The 16727-nt window shown below is 65.0% G+C and carries 28 protein-coding genes and 1 pseudogene; 9 read left to right on the top strand and 20 right to left on the bottom strand.

Features of this window, described 5'->3' with window-relative positions; genetic code table 11:
* Positions 1-36: 36 nt before the first annotated feature.
* Complete coding sequence (locus tag ACPEH0_RS14185) at positions 37-432, bottom strand: plasmid mobilization protein (RefSeq protein WP_366214680.1); 396 nt, start codon at positions 430-432, stop codon at positions 37-39.
* A gap of 224 nt (positions 433-656) precedes the next feature.
* On the opposite strand from ACPEH0_RS14185, the gene ACPEH0_RS14180 reads away from it, so the two are divergent.
* The 3 genes from ACPEH0_RS14180 (at position 657) to ACPEH0_RS14170 (ending at position 1656) form a co-directional block, all read left to right on the top strand.
* Positions 657-962 (top strand): hypothetical protein, encoded by a 306-nt coding sequence (locus ACPEH0_RS14180; protein ID WP_366214673.1) that lies wholly within the window; start codon positions 657-659, stop codon positions 960-962.
* Positions 963-1213: 251 nt separating this feature from the next.
* A complete protein-coding gene (gene nrdH, locus ACPEH0_RS14175) occupies positions 1214-1462 on the top strand; it encodes a glutaredoxin-like protein NrdH (RefSeq protein ID WP_366214674.1) in 249 nt (82 codons plus the stop codon).
* Positions 1459-1656, top strand: coding sequence for a helix-turn-helix domain-containing protein (locus ACPEH0_RS14170; RefSeq protein ID WP_121061282.1), 198 nt, complete (start codon positions 1459-1461; stop codon positions 1654-1656). The genes nrdH and ACPEH0_RS14170 overlap by 4 nt, the downstream gene beginning before the upstream one ends.
* Here the strand turns inward: ACPEH0_RS14170 and ACPEH0_RS14165 are convergent.
* The 5 genes from ACPEH0_RS14165 to ACPEH0_RS14145 all read right to left on the bottom strand — a co-directional run bounded on the left by ACPEH0_RS14165 (position 1653) and on the right by ACPEH0_RS14145 (position 5130).
* Positions 1653-2456 carry a hypothetical protein gene (locus ACPEH0_RS14165; RefSeq protein ID WP_366214675.1) on the bottom strand — a complete coding sequence of 268 codons (804 nt, stop codon included), beginning with the start codon at positions 2454-2456 and terminating at the stop codon, positions 1653-1655. The two genes, ACPEH0_RS14170 and ACPEH0_RS14165, sit on opposite strands and share 4 nt — an antisense overlap.
* Positions 2457-2734: 278 nt before the next feature.
* Positions 2735-3001, bottom strand: a complete 267-nt coding sequence (locus ACPEH0_RS14160) for a hypothetical protein (RefSeq protein ID WP_121061278.1) — start codon at positions 2999-3001, stop codon at positions 2735-2737.
* Positions 2998-3612, bottom strand: a complete 615-nt coding sequence (locus ACPEH0_RS14155; RefSeq protein WP_366214676.1) for a recombinase family protein — start codon at positions 3610-3612, stop codon at positions 2998-3000. Before ACPEH0_RS14155 ends, ACPEH0_RS14160 begins: the two co-directional genes overlap by 4 nt.
* Positions 3613-3970: 358 nt before the next feature.
* Positions 3971-4483 carry an RNA polymerase sigma factor gene (locus ACPEH0_RS14150; RefSeq protein WP_366214630.1) on the bottom strand — a complete coding sequence of 171 codons (513 nt, stop codon included), beginning with the start codon at positions 4481-4483 and terminating at the stop codon, positions 3971-3973.
* Positions 4480-5130 (bottom strand): hypothetical protein, encoded by a 651-nt coding sequence (locus tag ACPEH0_RS14145; RefSeq protein WP_366214631.1) that lies wholly within the window; start codon positions 5128-5130, stop codon positions 4480-4482. Before ACPEH0_RS14145 ends, ACPEH0_RS14150 begins: the two co-directional genes overlap by 4 nt.
* A gap of 246 nt (positions 5131-5376) precedes the next feature.
* Here ACPEH0_RS14145 and ACPEH0_RS14140 point away from each other — a divergent pair, with 246 nt between their 5' ends.
* From ACPEH0_RS14140 to ACPEH0_RS14130, 3 genes are read left to right on the top strand one after another with little or no spacing between them, the layout of a single operon-like run.
* Positions 5377-5973 carry a recombinase family protein gene (locus tag ACPEH0_RS14140; RefSeq protein WP_366214632.1) on the top strand — a complete coding sequence of 199 codons (597 nt, stop codon included), beginning with the start codon at positions 5377-5379 and terminating at the stop codon, positions 5971-5973.
* A gap of 7 nt (positions 5974-5980) precedes the next feature.
* Positions 5981-7363: a Mu transposase C-terminal domain-containing protein gene (locus ACPEH0_RS14135; protein ID WP_359921434.1), complete on the top strand. Its 1383-nt coding sequence runs from the start codon at positions 5981-5983 to the stop codon at positions 7361-7363.
* A complete protein-coding gene (locus ACPEH0_RS14130) occupies positions 7363-8166 on the top strand; it encodes an AAA family ATPase (protein ID WP_359921437.1) in 804 nt (267 codons plus the stop codon). The genes ACPEH0_RS14135 and ACPEH0_RS14130 overlap by 1 nt, the downstream gene beginning before the upstream one ends.
* Before the next feature lie 284 nt (positions 8167-8450).
* On the opposite strand, the gene ACPEH0_RS14125 is transcribed toward ACPEH0_RS14130, so the two are convergent.
* A complete protein-coding gene (locus ACPEH0_RS14125; RefSeq protein WP_366214681.1) occupies positions 8451-8648 on the bottom strand; it encodes a hypothetical protein in 198 nt (65 codons plus the stop codon).
* Between ACPEH0_RS14125 and ACPEH0_RS14120 the strand changes: the two genes are divergently transcribed.
* Positions 8553-8867: a DUF6869 domain-containing protein gene (locus ACPEH0_RS14120; RefSeq protein WP_423719494.1), complete on the top strand. Its 315-nt coding sequence runs from the start codon at positions 8553-8555 to the stop codon at positions 8865-8867. The two genes, ACPEH0_RS14125 and ACPEH0_RS14120, sit on opposite strands and share 96 nt — an antisense overlap.
* Positions 8868-9112: 245 nt before the next feature.
* Here ACPEH0_RS14120 and ACPEH0_RS14115 read toward each other — a convergent pair whose 3' ends face one another.
* The 3 genes from ACPEH0_RS14115 to ACPEH0_RS14105 form a co-directional block, all read right to left on the bottom strand.
* Positions 9113-9988 (bottom strand): MT-A70 family methyltransferase, encoded by an 876-nt coding sequence (locus tag ACPEH0_RS14115; RefSeq protein WP_253035047.1) that lies wholly within the window; start codon positions 9986-9988, stop codon positions 9113-9115.
* 80 nt (positions 9989-10068) lie between these two features.
* The gene (locus ACPEH0_RS14110) at positions 10069-10938 is read right to left on the bottom strand and encodes a BglII/BstYI family type II restriction endonuclease (protein ID WP_253035048.1); all 870 of its coding nucleotides are present in this window, start codon (positions 10936-10938) and stop codon (positions 10069-10071) included.
* A 100-nt stretch (positions 10939-11038) separates the two neighbouring features.
* The gene (locus ACPEH0_RS14105; protein ID WP_365539575.1) at positions 11039-11308 is read right to left on the bottom strand and encodes a hypothetical protein; all 270 of its coding nucleotides are present in this window, start codon (positions 11306-11308) and stop codon (positions 11039-11041) included.
* A gap of 64 nt (positions 11309-11372) precedes the next feature.
* Here ACPEH0_RS14105 and ACPEH0_RS14100 point away from each other — a divergent pair, with 64 nt between their 5' ends.
* Positions 11373-11696: a hypothetical protein gene (locus ACPEH0_RS14100; protein WP_366214634.1), complete on the top strand. Its 324-nt coding sequence runs from the start codon at positions 11373-11375 to the stop codon at positions 11694-11696.
* Between the two features lie 181 nt (positions 11697-11877).
* On the opposite strand, the gene ACPEH0_RS14095 is transcribed toward ACPEH0_RS14100, so the two are convergent.
* The 9 genes and pseudogenes from ACPEH0_RS14095 to ACPEH0_RS14055 all read right to left on the bottom strand — a co-directional run.
* Complete coding sequence (locus tag ACPEH0_RS14095) at positions 11878-12027, bottom strand: hypothetical protein (RefSeq protein WP_366214635.1); 150 nt, start codon at positions 12025-12027, stop codon at positions 11878-11880.
* Between the two features lie 77 nt (positions 12028-12104).
* Positions 12105-12347 carry a hypothetical protein gene (locus ACPEH0_RS14090; RefSeq protein WP_253035051.1) on the bottom strand — a complete coding sequence of 81 codons (243 nt, stop codon included), beginning with the start codon at positions 12345-12347 and terminating at the stop codon, positions 12105-12107.
* 75 nt (positions 12348-12422) lie between these two features.
* Positions 12423-12788, bottom strand: a complete 366-nt coding sequence (locus ACPEH0_RS14085) for a single-stranded DNA-binding protein (protein WP_366214636.1) — start codon at positions 12786-12788, stop codon at positions 12423-12425.
* A 14-nt stretch (positions 12789-12802) separates the two neighbouring features.
* On the bottom strand, positions 12803-13045 hold the full coding sequence (locus tag ACPEH0_RS14080) for a glutaredoxin domain-containing protein (RefSeq protein ID WP_366214637.1): 243 nt from the start codon (positions 13043-13045) through the stop codon (positions 12803-12805).
* Between the two features lie 314 nt (positions 13046-13359).
* Positions 13360-13683: a hypothetical protein gene (locus tag ACPEH0_RS14075; RefSeq protein ID WP_366214638.1), complete on the bottom strand. Its 324-nt coding sequence runs from the start codon at positions 13681-13683 to the stop codon at positions 13360-13362.
* Positions 13683-14315, bottom strand: coding sequence for an AAA family ATPase (locus ACPEH0_RS14070; RefSeq protein WP_366214639.1), 633 nt, complete (start codon positions 14313-14315; stop codon positions 13683-13685). The genes ACPEH0_RS14075 and ACPEH0_RS14070 overlap by 1 nt, the downstream gene beginning before the upstream one ends.
* 136 nt (positions 14316-14451) lie before the next feature.
* Positions 14452-14757, bottom strand: coding sequence for a hypothetical protein (locus ACPEH0_RS14065; RefSeq protein WP_366214640.1), 306 nt, complete (start codon positions 14755-14757; stop codon positions 14452-14454).
* Positions 14754-15194 (bottom strand): hypothetical protein, encoded by a 441-nt coding sequence (locus tag ACPEH0_RS14060; protein WP_423719495.1) that lies wholly within the window; start codon positions 15192-15194, stop codon positions 14754-14756. The genes ACPEH0_RS14065 and ACPEH0_RS14060 overlap by 4 nt, the downstream gene beginning before the upstream one ends.
* 133 nt (positions 15195-15327) lie before the next feature.
* Positions 15328-15717, bottom strand: a pseudogene (locus tag ACPEH0_RS14055) (hypothetical protein); the annotation flags it as partial.
* A 254-nt stretch (positions 15718-15971) separates the two neighbouring features.
* On the opposite strand from ACPEH0_RS14055, the gene ACPEH0_RS14050 reads away from it, so the two are divergent.
* Positions 15972-16454 (top strand): hypothetical protein, encoded by a 483-nt coding sequence (locus ACPEH0_RS14050; RefSeq protein ID WP_366214641.1) that lies wholly within the window; start codon positions 15972-15974, stop codon positions 16452-16454.
* Positions 16455-16486: 32 nt separating this feature from the next.
* On the opposite strand, the gene ACPEH0_RS14045 is transcribed toward ACPEH0_RS14050, so the two are convergent.
* Entirely contained in the window at positions 16487-16696 is a 210-nt protein-coding gene (locus tag ACPEH0_RS14045) for a hypothetical protein (protein ID WP_366214642.1), read from the bottom strand.
* Positions 16697-16727 lie beyond the last annotated feature (31 nt).

The following is a 16727-nucleotide window of genomic DNA, read 5'->3' as shown; positions in this document are numbered from 1 at the left end:
GACCGACGATGCGGGATCCGCGAGTGATGTTCGGAATCATGCGCCCGCGAGCTTCCGGATCGTGTCGTCGATCCGGGCGCTCAGCACCCGGTACTCCGCCACGACACTCTCCGCCTCGGCAGGAAACCGACCCTCGGTGTTGGCGTACCGTGCGAGCTGATTGACGTTGTTTGCGACGGATCCCATCGTCCGCGACAACGCGAACAACTCCGCGATGAGCTGTTTCTGATCGGTGCTGGTCTGAACGTTCGCATTCATGCCCGCCTCGACCAGAAACCGCGGCACGGTGACCCCCGCGACTACGGCGCGAGCGCGCAGCTTCGCGTCCTCGTCGGCGTTGGTCTTGACCACGTAGCGACCCGCGTCACGCGGCGTCGCGGAGTTCGCACGACGCTGCCGGCCGAACAGCTTCCGCTCGTTCTGCTCCGGCATGATCACGTCCTCTCGGCCCAGCGCAGCGAACCCGCCAAATAGCGGGGACCATACGACCAGTATGCCGACCGCGCCGCCGGGAGTCCAGAGTTAGGTTACCTAACTCTATAGCTTGCTCTGCCAGCGGCTCCGCCACGCGAAGAACGTAGTGGAGCGTCGGTGATCCCGCTAGAGGGCAAACTGCCCGTGGATCGACTCTTGATCTGCTCGATAGAGTCGGTCGCATGAGCGACGTGAACGTGAATCCAGATGAAGCCGCACAACGCGCACGCGAGCTGATCGAAGCAGACGTCAACGCGAAGGTTGACGCCGTGCGCGAGCTGGTCGCTGCGGTGAACGAGGCAGATGCCGCGGAGGCACGCCTGAACGACGCGACAGCCGCCCATGACCGCGCCTGGAAAGCGGCTCTTGCCGCCGGATGGAGCGAGAAGGATCTGCGCGCTACGGGTGCGCGCGCACCCGGTCAGGCCTCGCGCAAACCTCGCTCGAAGCGGCGCACGGTCGTCGCTGACTTCGGTTCTTCTGAGTAGCAGCCTTCGGCCGCAGTACCTCCAAACGGTCCCCTCCGCGCTTTGCGCGACGGGGACCGTTTGCATGGGGCAACTTCGTTGCCTTTCGGCCGTTGGATGGTACGCGCTGTAGTCGCTCCGGCAAGGGCTTTCGCGGCATATCCTCCCTCGCTGCGCTCAGTCCGGTATTCCACGGACCCTTGCCTGCGCTCCCCCACCGCAGTGTTTCGACTTTCGCCGAAAGGCAATGAGGTGTGAAAGGGAGAACTGCGATGAAGAATGAACCGCTCACCGTGTACTCGAACGAGGGGTGTGTGCAGTGCACGGCCACGATGCGCGCACTCGAAGCCGCCGGGATCGAGTTCGAGGTCGTCGACCTGTCGACCGATCGCGAGGCTCTGGCGAGGCTCAAGGCGGCCGGGTTCCTGCAGGCGCCGGTCGTGGAAACGGTCGATCAGTCGTGGTCGGGTTTCCGTCCCGACAAGATCGACGACGTCGCCAAGAAGCGAGCTGCACGATGAGCGCGGGCACGGTCGTCGACACTCCGCTGCTGCTGACGCCGGCGGAGGCTGCGGAGGCGCTGCGAGTCGACGTGTCCGAACTTCGGACGATGCGCGCCACGGGCTCTGGCCCGGACTTTCACGATGTGGGCCGTGGGCTCATTCGGTACGTGCGAGAGAGCGTTGAAGCGTTTGCTGAGCGCGCTGCCGCTTAGAGCTCGTGCCCGCGGTCCTGTGATCCCTCGCGCGCTCGACGCGGGCGGGACTGAGCTGCGGGGCGTTCGGTCCGACTCTGCGCCGGGACGGGAAAGCTGGCTCGGATGAGTCGGTGCATCTCGTCGCGCTCGTGTGCGTCGATCGGCGTACGCAACGCGCGTTCGACTACGAGCTCGTGTACTCGTCGCTGCACTTCCGCGTCGATGTTGAAGGGTGTGGCACCGCGCAGCTGTCGCGCGACCGAGTCCATGCGGACGTCCTCGGTGATCTGCTCGAGCTGTTTGACGGGAAGCCTCTGCCGGGCGGCATCTACGATTGCGCGGGCGCGCGCCTCACGGTCCCGTGCGTCGGCCTTCTCGATAGCGCTGGCTGCCAGATACCGGGCGCGGAACTCGACGGCCGCGCGGTGTCCAGGTAGAGCCTCGAAGGACTCAGCCCGAATCCGAATCTGATCGTTGATCCGCCTGTGACGTGCAAAGAACGCGTCAGCGGCGGCCTCGTTCTTGCGACGGTCCGCCGCGTAGGTCTTATGGATCTTCCGCGGCGGGAGTCCGAGCTTTGTCAGCCGGCGGCGCAGCTGCGCCGCTTCGCGGCCTCGCTTTCGTTCGCGCTCGAGGTTCTGCTGGTACCAGCGCCTGAACTGGTCAGGGTCCGCTTCGCGACGGCGCGCAGCGTCGGCGCGCTCTCGTTCGCGAGTCAGCTCCGGGTATCGGTCACGGTGCGCCTGGGAGCGGCGCCGAGCGCCCTCGGCCGCACGCTCGGGATGCCGTTCCTTGTAGCGCGCCTGATACTCGCGCACCTTCTCGGGATGCTCCTGCCGGAACTTGCGCTGACGCGCCCGCTCCTGCTCTCGATGCTCGGCATACCAGCGTCGGCCTTTCTCCCGCCGCGCCTCAGCCGCTCGCTTGCGAGCCCACCGCCGGCGTTCCGAGAGGCGATTAAGTTCGCGGTGTCGCTCGAGGTTGTTGGCGCGCCAGGCTCTTCGCAGCGCGGCAACGTGCTCCTTGTTCGCCTCGCGCCAACGCCGGTCCTGGGCACGCTTACGTGCGGCGGCGTCCTCGGAAGCGTCGTCGGAGCTCAGGAGTTCTCTCCCCCGTCAGGCACCAGTCCGAACACGTACTCGATCAGTGCTTCGCGGTGATTCGTCGGGTCGATGATCGTCCGCGCGACCAGGTCGCGCAGCGCCGCAATGTCGGCGGGCTCGAGCTCGCCGGCATCGGACAGCACGAAGTCGACGTCGTCACCGATCGAGTAGTCCGCATCGTCCGCATGGATCTCCGGGTAGTAGGCCATGGCGAGGACACCTGTGGACTGGACCACCTGGTCTGCTGCGTCACGGTTCATCGTGTGGTCTCACTCTCTTTCGTCGTCGTCTGTTGAAGCTGTTCGCGGTAGTACCGGTCGAGAGCGCGAGCGACGCTAGATGCGCCGACGCCTAGCGTGCGCCCGATCTTCGCGACGCTGTCACCGTTGTCGCGCATCTGCACCGCGGCCGCGGTGCGCTCGTCAGTCATGACCGAGGGCCGGCCTCCGACCCGCCCTTGGCTGCGCGCGTGCTCGAGGCCGCGGCGAGTGTTGTCTCGGATCGTCGAAACCCGCAACTGCGCGAGAACGGCCATGATGCCCACGATCGCCTCCCCCATCGGCGTCGACGTGTCGACGTCGAGGAATGGCTCGGTAAGGCTGCGCAGGCGGATGCCGCGGCGGGCGAGATCCCGGATGAGCTCGATCGCCATGACCTCGCTGCCGGCGACACGGTCGAGAGCGCGAACGACAAGGGTGTCCCCCGGTCGGAGATAGTCGAGGCAAGCGATCCACTGCGGGCGATCGCTCACGCGACTCGATTCGCCGTGGTCGACGAACACCCGACCAGCGCCGGCTGCGCGCAGCTCGGCCTCCTGGGCGGCGGGGTTCTGATCCCTCGTCGAAACACGGGCATAGCCGACGATGTTCACACGCCACTCCCCCGGTATCCGCCGTCGCTCGTCGACGGGTTCACCGAAAACGGTAGCGCACAGGTTTCGGGGCGTTTGGGTTTCGGTGGGGGTTTTCGGTGGATCTGTGATCTTTCATCCGGTGTGGCGGCGTTCTGCGCAGTGCAAGTGACGGGGTTGTCTGGCGGGTTGTTAGTGATTGCTCACTCAGATGCCTGCCGGGTAGGGGAAGTCATTTGGGTCGTGCCATTGTTTGTCGGCAAGCATGGTTCTGCGGTGACAGGGATCGCGATCTGCACGGTGCTCGGCAAGGTAATCGCCGCGGGATGGATGAGATGCATGTGGCACTCCTAACTACGGAGGGGCGGGTTGTCGCGGTCTATGTGGTGGCGTGGTGGGTCGCCAAGGCGTCCGCGAGGTGTCTTTTCGCTCGTCCGTAACGGCTGCGAGCGGTTGAATCGGGGAGCCCCATGATTTGGGCTGTCTCGGAAATGCTGAACCCGTCCCAGTGCACCAGTCGAACGATCTCGGCTAAGTCGGGGCTGAGTTTGGAGAGCGCTGCGCGGACGTCGAGGACGTCTTCGGACACGGGGTCGACTTCGGGGGCTGAGTAGACGACGTGACGCAGCCGCTCGGTCAGGAGGGTCCGTCGTCGTTGCCCGCGCGTGGTGTTGAGAACGACGTTGCGGGCGACTCCGAACATCCATAGACGTGCTCCGTCATCGTCGTCCGGTATCGAGGAGGCTCGACGCCACACTGTGGTCATGGTTTCCGAGAGAGCGTCTTGCGCGTCATCGGCACCGACCCGACGTTCCAGGTATCTCAAGAGGCTGCGCGCATTGTTCTCGAGCAGGGTGATGACGCGGTTTGAGCGATTTGGCCGGGCGGTCACCTGATTTTGTCCCCGCAGTCAGATTGAGCGGCGAATGAGAGGTTGCTGCCTGCGACGGGGTCGACCACTCCGGTGTCTTCGAGGTGGTCCCAGATCACGTTGGTAATCGCACCCCAGACAGCGTCGTAGTACAACTGGTCTTGCGAGTACAGCTGCGTCGCTGGAGTAACCACATCTCCGTCAGGACCCTGCGTCACGACGTCGCGCGCTTTCATGCGAGCGAGCTCCGCATCCACGTCAGCGAGCGCCAGCACATCGGTATCTTTCAGGAACGCGGCAACAGCCTCTTCCTCAGCAGCCGTGCCAGTGCCGGGCCGAACGATGGTGCGGAATTCGCATGACAGGCCGCTGGGCAGTGTGAACCGAGAAACCGTGTCAGGTTTCTCGAACGCCGAGAACCAGTTTGTGAACGTCGCGGCGGCGGCCGTGCCTGCCCCGCCCAAGACGATCGCGGCAACCGCCCCCAGCACGGCAAGTCTCGGCACAGAACGACGTGTGTCAGCCTTCGGCGGGCGGGTGGCTGAGCGCACCATCAGCCGGAGGGTCGCATCGTCAACGTCGTCAGAGAGGGGTGTGGGTGGAGATGCGAGGCGAAGGAGAACATCGACGTTCTCTTCGTTGCCCAGCTCGCTGGGTTGGTCAATCATTCTGTGAGCTCCTGTCTATAAAGGTCCTTCCCTACACACATGTCCGCAAGAGCCTCCACCGACGACGTGATTCTCATCAATTTTGCTCGTCTCGGAAAGCTGAAGCTAAAAGAGACACCCGAGGGAACGTCGCCATTGCATGCTGGAGGCACGTCGTGACGCGGATCGCGCTGTCCCACAATGGTGTCTCGCCGTATTTTGTCTCGTCTCTAGCGTTGGATGGGGTTTGCGAGTCACAATGGCGGCGTGAGGCTTCTGGGATACACGCGGGTGAGTACGACAACGCAGGATGCGCAGCTACAACGGGACGCGCTAGTCGCTGCGGGGGTGCAGCCTCGCGACGTGTTCGCGGACGTGACCTCAGGCAGTAAGAGCGCAATCACTCGGCCCGGCATGAAGCGCCTGCTCGAGTACGCCCAGGACGGCGACACCGTGGTGGTGTGGCGGGTGGACCGGCTGGGACGCTCCCTGATCGATGTGCTCAACACCGTCACCCTTCTGAGAGAGAAGGGTGTGCAGGTGCGATCGGTGTCGGACGGGATCGACCCGTCCACCTCGACCGGCCGCCTCATGCTGAACATGCTCGCCACGCTGGCCGAATACGAGCGGGAACTGATCGTTGAGCGCGTCAATGCCGGTATCGCCGCCGCCCGCTCCAACGGCACCCGGTTCGGCCGCCCACCCGTGAAGCCCGAGGACATAGGCGAAAAGCTCGCGATCGTTGCGGACGCGCGCCGAAAGGGCCGCACCGCAGCTGAAGCGGCGCGTTTGGTGGGGTGGAGTCGAGCCACGCTATATCGGCACCAGGCCGCGGTAACCGCGGTGGAGTCCACCAGGATGTAGGTCTCGGATGGACGCGAGCGAGCGGTGGCAAGTTCTTCGGCTGCACGTCGAGGACGGGATACCGCTCGCCGCTCTCGCTCGCGAGACGGGGATAGGTCTGCGGACCCTGGAACGCTGGCATCACCGCTACAAGAGCGACGGCACCCCCACCCCACCCGCACCCGCAGCAATCGCCACCCGGCGCGTCGCAGCTGCCCTCGTCACGTTCACTGAACGACTCGCTCTGACCAGGCCCCGACCATCAATCGCGACCCTCCATCGACTCGTAGCGACCGAGGCTGGCCGGACGCACCAGCCGGCACCGTCCTACGCCACCGTCAGGAGAATCGTCGCCGCACTCGACCCAGCGATGGTCACCCTGGCGTTGGAAGGGCCGGCGTCGTACCGGGACCGGCACGAACTCGTTCTGCGTCGACGAGCCGATCGACCCAACGCGATTTGGCAGGCCGACCACACCCAGCTCGACATTCTCACCATTGGCGCGCAGCCCGCGAAGCCGGATCGGCCGTGGCTAACGGTGATCCTCGACGACTACTCCCGCGCCATCTGTGGCTACACCGTGTTCCTCGGATCCCCCTCTGCGATGAACACGGCACTCGCGCTGAGGCAAGCGATCTGGCGCAAACCCGACCCGACATGGGTCATGTGCGGCATCCCCGACATCCTGCACGTCGATCACGGCTCCGACTTCACCAGCCGCCACCTCGAACACACCGCCATCGCCCTGCGAATCCGCATCATCCATTCGACCGTCGGTCGCCCCCAAGGCCGCGGCAAGATCGAGCGGTTCTTCAGAACCGTCAACACCGAACTGCTCGCTGCCCTGCCCGGGCACATCGCCTCCGGCGCACGCCAGCCAGCACCCACCTTGACCCTGCCGGAACTTGACCTCGCACTCGGCTCCTTCATCACCGCGTACAACCATCGGACTCACCGAGAGCTTGGCGCATCGCCGCGGGACACGTGGGTGAGCGAAGGCTGGCTGCCGCGAATGCCTGAAAGTTTGGACCAGCTCGACGGGCTCCTCCTCACCGTCCCGAAACTGCGAACGGTGCAACGCGACGGCATCCACTTCCAAGGCCTGCGCTACCTCGCGCCCACTCTGGCTCCGTTTGTGGGACACACCGTCACCATCCGCTATGACCCTCGCGATCTATCCGAGATCCGTGTCTACGACCACGACACCTTCGTCTGTATCGCCGTCGACGAGGCGCACCCCAACGATCGGCTCAGCCTCAACGACATCGAACGCGCCCGCCGAGCCCGCCGCCACCAACTGCGCAAGGCCATCAACGACCGCATTCCGACAACCGCCATACGCACAGACCCGAACGACGCATCCCCCGCAATCCACCGACGTCGGCAACTTCGCACCTACGAGGAGGAATGATGCCCAGCACCTTCATCATCACCAAAGAACACCGCCGTTTCGTGGAGTTCGCCAACGCCGTCCGTACCGAGCACACCATCGGCATCTGTCACGGCGACGCCGGAGTCGGCAAGACCAACTCCGCCCGCCGATACGCCCACTGGGACACCCTCGGCCCGTACCTCGAACACCCACCACCGCGATCCGACGACGACGCCCGCCACAGCGCGCACGCCAACCGATCTCGTACCGTGTTTTACACCCCCGACGTGCTCAACAAGCCCCGCGAGCTCATCTACCAGATCGAGCGCTGGTGCGTGCGCGTCGGCGTCTGTATCGACGACCACCAGCTCAGCCTTGGCAAAGTCGATAACAGCAGCAAGGACGTCACACGCTGGGTCGAACTGCTCATCATCGACGAAGCCGAGCGACTCACCCCCACCGGACTCGAACTCATCCGCGACCACCACGACCGCACCCACGTCGCAGTCATCCTCATCGGCATGCCCGGCATCGACCAACGCTTCCGCCACTACCCCCAGCTCTACAGCCGCCTCGGCTTCGCCCACCGCTACCGCGCCCTCGGCCGCGACGAACTCCTCTTCGTCCTCGACCGCCACTGGAAACGGTTCGGCAAAGCTCTCGATCCCGACGACTTCACCGACGCCCAAGCCATCGCCGCCATCGAACGCATCACCCGCGGCAACTTCCGCCTCCTCGAACGCCTCTTCCCCCAAATCCAACGAGTCCTACGCATCAACCAACTCGAAACCATCACCGACGACGTGATCGAAGCCGCCGCCAGCGTCCTCGTCACCGGCTAATGCCGCCAACCCGCTGAACAGAACGCCGCCACATTGGAAGAACAGTCACAGGATCCATCCTCGGCGTGTCGAGGTCGGCGGGCACCCCCTGGCCGAGCGCACCGAAAACGATCGTTTTCGGCTAGGCCAGTAGCCGTTGCGATCAATCCCACTGAGGAGATTTGAAGAGGCGCGGAGGCAACGGGTGGCACAGAATGGGGGACGTGTCAGGGACGTCGTGGTTTTCACTGCCGCCTGAGTCGGTTGACGCCTATGCGCGCCACTGGCTCGACTTCCAGTCCGGCTCAGTCGACTTCGATGACGAGATGGACGAACCGCTGGACGCGATTCTCGCCGGCCAGCTCGCAAGCTCCGATCCGCAGCGCGCGCTCGACGTCGTGGTCCGGATCCTCGACCTGATCCGCGACGACCCGAGTGGAAATCTTGGCCAGCACACCGGCATCCTCGCCGCGGGACTGACCGAGGACATCATCCGCTGCCATGGAGAACTTGTAATCGAACGAATCGAGGCGATCGCTCACGCACGTCGGGACTTCGCTGATGTTCTCGGAGGTGTCTGGATGGTCACCAGCGACGATGTCTGGCGCCGTATCCGGGCAGTCGCGACTCCCGTCGAGACCGGTCCCAACTCTGATCAGCGACCACGATTGCGCAGTCACCGACGACAGCTGAGGGCGACACCGCTCCATCGGCGCCGCTAACCAGATAGCTTTCGGGGTCGGGCTCTTCCCTCGTCGACGGCGCACCGGAAACGTCCGCCAGAGCTCAGTTCCGGCCAACCTTTCTGGGAGACCGTCCTTTCCCTCCGCGCGTAGCGGGCCGAAAACGATCGTTTCCGGCGGGCCGGCCCTCACCCGATTCGGACTCGCGCTCCGCCGACAGGTCTCTCCCGCAGCATGGTTAGCAAGACGTGGCAGTCCTACGTTCCATAGATGATTGGGTACAGCTACGTCAGGGCGTGCTCAGAGGGGCGCTCCGAGTTCTTCGTAGGGCGACCGCGGCCACGCTTCTTCACGCCGGCGCGGTCGAGGAGACCGCGCACCCGCTGAATGCTGTAGCCGGTGTCCGTCGCGAGTTGTTGGATGCTGGCGCCACGCTCGTATTCGTCGGCGAGGATCGCACCTATCCGGTGGGCTAGCCAATCGCTCGTTCGTTCGTGAGGCTCTAGCTGCGGCACCCGCTCGATCCCGCCGCCGCCGTAGCCTCGGTGAACCTGCCCCTTTGGGGTGACCTCCTGATCCGCTTCGTTGCCCCATGCGCTCCAACCCTCGCGTGCGTATCGGGCGAACAGTTCTAGGTATGGGCCAGGGCTGCATGACTCGATGAGGTCGTATTGCTCGTCTGGCTTGCGGCTGTGCTCTCGCTTCCGCGTCTCGATCATGTTCACCGTTGACCGGGCAGGTGCCAGGGTCCGCATCGACCCCTTGACGCCGAACAGGATCGGTTCGGTTACGTTTCGGAAGTAGAAGCCGACGCCTCGTCCGTCTGGTCCGCCATCCTTGCGTCGCTTCGCCCACACGATGTTGCTGACGTACCGGAACCCCCACGCCTGCAGAACCTCGATCCCCTCGAGTAGGAGGGCGTTGGGAACCCAGAGGTAGAGGTGTGCGTTCTTTGAGGTCACATCTCCGACCGGCAGCGCCTTGATGTCGTCGAGATCCATCGTTCCGTAGCGATCCAACCGGCGATGTTCTGGAGCCACCTTCCCTGTTCGGTTAGCGAAACGCCACGGCGGGTCAGCCAGGACTGTCTGGAAGCCGCCGTCCACAGTGGGAAGAGGGGCGATGTCGGGGAGGTCTGCCATGCTGTCGATCGTGGGCACACTGAGATCCTACGCCCTAAAGATCTAAAGCGCGGGCATTGGATCTTTATATTTCGGCCGGCGAGCGCCAGTTTGCTGCGTCAGTTGTCGGAGTCGTCGTCCGTCAGCAGCTCCGGCGCGATCGATGGAGAGTGCACCAGCCCCATGCGGTGCCCGAGTCTTTCGGGTGTCTCACCTGCACCAACGGAGTTGGCCAGTTCAACAATCGCCGAGTCGAGATCGTCCGGCCACCGGTAGAGACGATCAGTGATAGCTATGGCGAGGATCGGGCATCCGCCACCGTCGCCCCGCTTCACTCTGGGGACCAGCTTCTCGAAGTTTGACGTGGTGCTCGTTCCGAGTGGGTCGTTCGGGGTTTTGGTGAGGCGACGCCGCCAATCCTCTGACCAGCCTGCACCGCTGGCGATCTCCTTGCTCCGCGCAATGGTCTCGATCCACAGTTCCCGCATCCCCGTCACGGTGCGCGTAAGGATGATCCCGGCGTCTAGGGCGCCCCCGTCGTAGAGGGCGCGGAAGTTTCCGAAATCTCGATCGAGGTTCCCATCCTTCGGGTTCCACTCAACATCCAGCCCGATGCGACCCCGGACGTTGTCGATCTTGTGCCCGCCATATTCGTTTTGGCTGACTCGGCGGTACCTCGTCGTTTCCCCCGCCGCTCGATACGGCTCAAGCGTGAGGGTGGTCGTCAGTTCCTGGTCGTAGCGACCTTCCCGCCACCCCAGCTCCCGGAACGCTTCATCAAGCTCAAGTGAGATGAGGTGCTTCGATCCGCCCGGGCGCACGATCCGATCGACATCGAAACTGAAGTGCGACAGCACGGCGCAGAGTTGCTCGAACTCCTCCGGGTGCGTAGAAGCAATGAGCGTCGCAGCGTTGCGGGTTTCAGCGAACTCATACCGATCAAGGAGGTGCGACGGCATTACAGCGCGCCAGGATTCGGTGAGCTCCACGCGACTACCGTATGCCACGGGTCGGCTGCCTCACGTGATAGTCAGCTGGCTGCAGAGGTATCGATCTCTCTAGCGCAGGTGCACCCTGTGGTCGGAGGTGTCAGCTCCAGCTTCGATGAACGCGCCACTCCCCCGGGCCGCCGTACACGTCAAACACGATCGACTCTCCGGTCTCGTTCGTGGCCTGGAACCGCCAGCCGAACAATCCGCGGCGTTCGCCGACGTCGTCGGGGTCGACGGACCACACTGAGCCTCGGAGTCGCGTGGGCGTGTCTGTCACCGTCCACCTCCGCCCCGCGTAATACATGCGCGCCGGCGTCTCGTCGACGAGCCAGAGTGTGACCTCCGTGGCGGTGGCGGTGTGGGTCATGGCATCCGAGAATAGAACATAAGTTCGATATTGGGTAGCGTGTCACCTTCGGGAGGAGGTCGCCGTGGGGACGAACAAGCGGTACGCCGCGGCGGTCGATCACCGGATGGATACGCGGATCCTCGAGCGGATCGCTGCGGAGGCCGGCCCCCTGCAGTCGCTCTCGAGCGCTGAGCTGCGGTTAGACGTGGAACCGGTGACGATCGACCCGCGGCCGAAGCCGGCGACGGCGTGGGTGCGCTTCGGCGCGACGCCGGCGCTCGTCGACGCGGAGGTCTGCCGGTGGACGGCGGATGCCTGCGCGATCAGGTTCCGCGTGGGAGAGACGGAGATGAAGGCGTGGGTGTGGGCCTCGGCGGTCACGCCGGCCTCTCCTGGCGGGCGCTGAGCGCCCTGTGGATGGTTTCTGCGGAGCCGCCGGCTTCCTGGTTGCCTGGCGTCGTGGATGACGACGAGTGGCCGGGATTCTCCCCTACCTGTGAGCGCTGTCTGGTGCAGCTGCAGCCGTCGTGGAACCCGCCGACTCCTCCGGTGTGGCGGTGCCCGGATTGCGGCTTGGTGCGCGTGTTCTAGCCGATCTGTCGCACGAAAAGGACGACTTCTTCTACTGGGATCCTCGACCGCAGCTGCTCGATCGCGACGCCGGAGGACGGCGCCTCGAGCTCCACGCGCGTGGCCTCGTCGACGTCGCGGGGGCGGTGTGCGAGTTCCCAGAGCATGTGTCCATTCTCCCGGCACAGCGCTGCCCCCGGCCGGGGAGAGAGGTCGGCCGGGGGCAGCGCTGGCGCCTGGGCAACTATCTCGTGGCGCGCACCTCGCAGTCCGACTCGCCTTCCGCGATGAACAGACTTTCAATAGAGACGTCCCAGTGCTTGTAGCGGCCGGATGCCTCGAGCTCGCGCTCGAGCATGCTCGTAAACGAGGTCGTCGCGCTGCCCACGTGGGGCAGGAACGGGCCATAGTAGACCGCTCTCTCGTCGCCCTCGTTCGTGAGCATGACAGCTCGGACGATGACAGCTGTGGCAGTGCGCGTGGTCATGGATGCATTCCTCCAGTGGCTCGATTCGCCGGTGGGCGGCGAGGTCGTCGCCCACCTTCTCAGGGATCGGGGACGTTACTGCTGCTGGTCGTCGCGCGCGTTGCGGGTGATCGTGGCGGTGGCGCGGGTGAGGTCGGCGCCGATGCTGTCGGCGTCGATGACGCGGCCGTACTGCTTGTTGCCCTCGTCGCCCCAGCTGGTGGTGTGCTCGCGTCCGATGACGATGACGGCGTCCCCTCGGTGGAGTGAGGCGGCGGCGTTCTGGCCGAGCTCGAACCGCGCTTCGACGAAGTGTGTGGTGGGGGTGTCGTGGGGCTGGTACTTGCCCTGTCGGTACTCCCCCGTGTTCTCGATGACGCGGAGCTTGGTGATCTGGATGGTTCCCGCCTGCACAACTTCGGGATCGGCTGCCAGGTTTCCGGTGATGGTGCGGATGGACATGGTCGTTCTCCTTCTCAGTGGGTTGCGATGCGGTTGATGTGGTCGGGACGGAACCCGGACCAGTGATCCTCGTCGGTGACGACGACCACGGGTGCTTCGGTGTAGCCGAGGTCATCGACGACGTAGGCGCGGGCATCCTCGTTGTCTCGGATGTTCACCTCTTCGTACTCGATTCCCTTGCTAGTGAGCACGTTCTTGGTCAGTGTGCAGCGCGCGCAGCTGGGGCCTGTGGTGTAGACCGTGATCCGCTCAGCCATTGCTCTGCCCTTCCCTCAACCAACCGTTTTTCTTTGCCTGCCGGCAATCGAGGGATTTACGGCGAGCGGAGCGGGAGGGAGCAACGGACGTGGAATACCGGAGTGAGCGCAGCGAGGGAGGATATGCCGCGAAAGCCGTTGGCCCGACGTGGAGCCGACGTATCCTCGACAGCCGGACAGGTCAAAGACTGCGGGATATGGTGCGGGCCGCGTAGCGGCGCCTCTTGAGCGCCGGTGTCCGTGCCGGTGGGAACAGCCCGTAGGGCGGCGTGCTTTCACGGTGATATCACTCTGAAAGCGAGCCACGGCGAGCGTCAGCCTTTGTGCTCGGCCCGTATGACCTCGAGGCCGCGCTGCAGCGCGCGGAGCGCGGTCTTCTGCTGGGTGCGGTCCTCGAGCTTTGCGACTTCTGCGAGCAGGGCGGGAAGCTCGGGGTTCTTGCTCCATCGGAGCAGGAAGGTCTTGGACGTGCCCTCGGGCCACTCCCCCGCGCTGGTCGCCCGCGGCGCGGGCCGGGATGCCGGCTGCGCATTGGGTGCCGGTGCCGGCCCCTCAACCTTCTGTGTGGGTGCGTCGGCGGCTGCGCCGAACGCTTCGATCTTGGCGGGGTCGACGGGGGTGCGCTTCTTGATCGCCATTAGGACACCAACTCTGCTGCGAGGGCCTGGATCTCGTTCTTGGCTTTGGGGTTGTTCCACTCGACGACGCCGAGACCTTCCCCGGCCACGTCGCGGTATGCCTTGCGCTCGTAGATGACGGTGTCGAGGGGACGGATGCGTGGGTAGTCGGCCAGGTACTCCTCCGCGTCGTGGCGTTCGGTGATGCTCGGGTTCGCCGGCACCTGCGTGATGAGCCCTCGCACATCGAGGCTCGGGTTGAGGTCGACGGCCTGGTCGATCACTTCGCTCATGTGGCCGAGGGTGTCGAGGTCGAACTGGCTGGGGCGGACGACGACGACGAGGGTGTCTGCGGCGACCATGCCGGTGCGCATCTCCCTGCTGTCCTTGCCGGCGACGTCGACCACGACGACGTCGTAGCGGCCGGCGAGGTCCTGCAGGGTCTGGTTGATGTTGCCGAGCTTCTCGACGCACGCGATCGCAGGCGTGTGCCGCTGTTCTTCGCGGTCGGCGTGCCAGCGAGCGGCGGAGCGCTGCGGATCGGCGTCGACGAGGCACACGTCCTTGCCCTGCCGGGCGAACTCGACGGCGAGGTTGACGGCGATGGTCGTTTTGCCGGGGCCGCCCTTCTGACTCCCGATGAGGATGATCATGGTTTCACTCTACTTTCAGTGTGATATCGCAGCGGTATTGAAGTGCTGTCGATCTGATACCGGTTTCATAGTGAAACCGTAGTGATATCACCATGACACCAGGGCAGCGCGCTATCAAGTCGCTTTCATAGTGATATCAGCGGGGGAGTGCGAGGGGATCGCCCCTCGCCGGCCGGCCGACCGGAGGGAGGCCGGCGCGAGCTGGGGTACGGAGGGGCGACCGAGGTCGCCCCTCCGCCTGCCACTGGGGGTCGTCGGCCGTGAGGGTGTCCACGAAGGTCACGTGATCGGGGCCGTCGACGGTGGCTGTGTGCGCGAGCGTGTAGCCGCGCTGGGCGTAGTAGTCGAGCTCCTGGGCGCGGTAGGCGATCTGTCGCCCTTGGGCGACGACGTCGCTGGTCTTGCTGACGCGGTTCTCGATGACGACGATTCGCTGACTCATCGTGCGACCTCCTCGGCCGTAGCGTCTGCGGTGCGGTGATCCTGAATCTCAGCGTAGGCGACGCGGTCGGTCCAGCTGTAGCCGGTTTCGACGCTGACGGTCTTGGTGTTCACGCGGGCCACGCGCCGCCAGTGGCCGCGGATCTTCACGGCGTCGCCCTTACGGACGGTGGCGGGGGAGTAGCCGGTGGCCTTGCCGGTTGCGATCTGGTCGGCTCGCACCTGCTCCCAGTAGGCGAGCTGGTCGCGCAGCTCGTCGAGCTGCGGCGCGTAGTGCGCTGCTCGCTTCGCCTTCTGCTCTGCGGTTGCTGGGCGGTATCCGGTCTCGGAGTCGTAGACGTCGTCCTCGATGCGCCGCTCGACGCGCCGGATATCGGCGGCGATCTTCTCGATGCGGTTGGCGACGGTCACGGGGTTGTAGCGCGCGTCTGTCGTCACCGCGGCCGCGTTGGCGCGTCTGACGGCTTCTTCTGCCTCGTGGTGGGCGTCGATGCCGCGTCGGGCGCTGTTGTGCGCCCTTGTCGATCGCGTTCCGGTGGCGGCTCTCGGAGTGGTGGCCGACCTTGATCGGCTCGCCGCCTTCGGGGAGGCGTGCCACGTCGCGCATGTGCGCGTCCCAGAGCGCGTCGGCGGTGGCTGTCTTGCGGTCGGCCTTGGCGTCGAGCGCGTCGACGCGGTCCGCCTGGCGTGCGATCTTGCCGGCCTCGACCTCGGCGGTGCTCCGGCTGGTGCGGTCGATCTGCAGGGGCGCGAGGGGGAAGCCTGCGGCTTCAAGCGCGGCGGCGGTGCGGGTGATGATGTGGTCCTGGGGGAGCCGGTCGCGGCTGTTAGGGACGTACCACGCGCCGATGCTTCGCCCCCAGCGCCAGCGGTTGGCCTTGAGGATTTCGGCGGTGCCGTCGCCCTTGGCGGTCCCTTCGATGATGGTCCCGGCCTCGTGCGTGTGCGTGATCGTGAGCATGTTGGGTTCTCTCTCCCTCTCGTTTTTTTGCCGTGAAGGCGACTTGTCGCCGCGAGGGAGCGCCAACCGGAGTGCAAGTGACCGTGGAATACCGGACTGAGCGCAGCGAGGGAGGATATGCCGCGAAAGCACTTGTGCGGAGGGCGGCCGACCGGATGCTGCCGAAGGCTTCACGGCAAAAAATGGACGCCCGTAGGGCGCGCTGTCCGGCCCCTGGCCGGTCCTATCAGCGCTATGCCGCTAGCTTCATGAACGTGGCCGCGTCGAAGAACGAACTACTCACGAGAAAACAGCGCAGAAGAATGAAAGAGGATCTGAAGAACGAGATCCTGCGGGAGCTCGCTGAAGCTGAAAATCGCGAGAATGCGACGTATCCCCGGTTGAGCAGGGGTGGGGTACTCATCACGACCGCTACGGCCGCTCTAGGGGTCGTCCTGTCTCTATTGCTGCCCCGAGAGTCTGACCCATCGGGCTTGGTCGTCGTGGGCGCTGTGCTGGCCGGTTTCGGCGCATTGCTCAGCGCGGCGACCCACAACCGCAATCGCGACTCCGACCTCATCGCGGACCACATGGGAAAGCTGGCGATCGTCCTGGGCCTTGCATCAGCAATCACGGTTGCGCTGCTTGAGGCGACTCCGGAGGTCCAGACTCTCGCGGGGTGGGCGGGCGGGATTGCAGCTGCGGTGGCTGGCGTCGTGATCGTCGTACGGCTTTGTAGCGTGCACTTCAAACGCTGATATCAGTTAGATATCGGGGGAGTGCGAGGGGATCACCCCTCGCTGACGGTGCACCCTGTGATCGCGCCGGCCTTCGCCTCGTGGATCGCGTCGATGTATTCGCCCATGATGGTGTGCTCCTCGAACGGGCTGAGGTCGTCGTCCCACCCTTCGCCGTTGTCGTGGTCTGCCCAGAGGGCGGCGAGCTCGACGTCGGTGTTGGCGGTGAGGGTGTGGCCGGTGTCGGTGGTGAGGGTGAGCATGGTTCGCCTCCTGGGGGAGTGGCGGGGGCCG

The organism is Microbacterium sp. NPDC079356, from assembly GCF_049545465.1.
GTDB lineage: Bacteria > Actinomycetota > Actinomycetes > Actinomycetales > Microbacteriaceae > Microbacterium > Microbacterium gawkjiense.
This window is presented reverse-complemented; position numbering and strand designations above follow the sequence as displayed.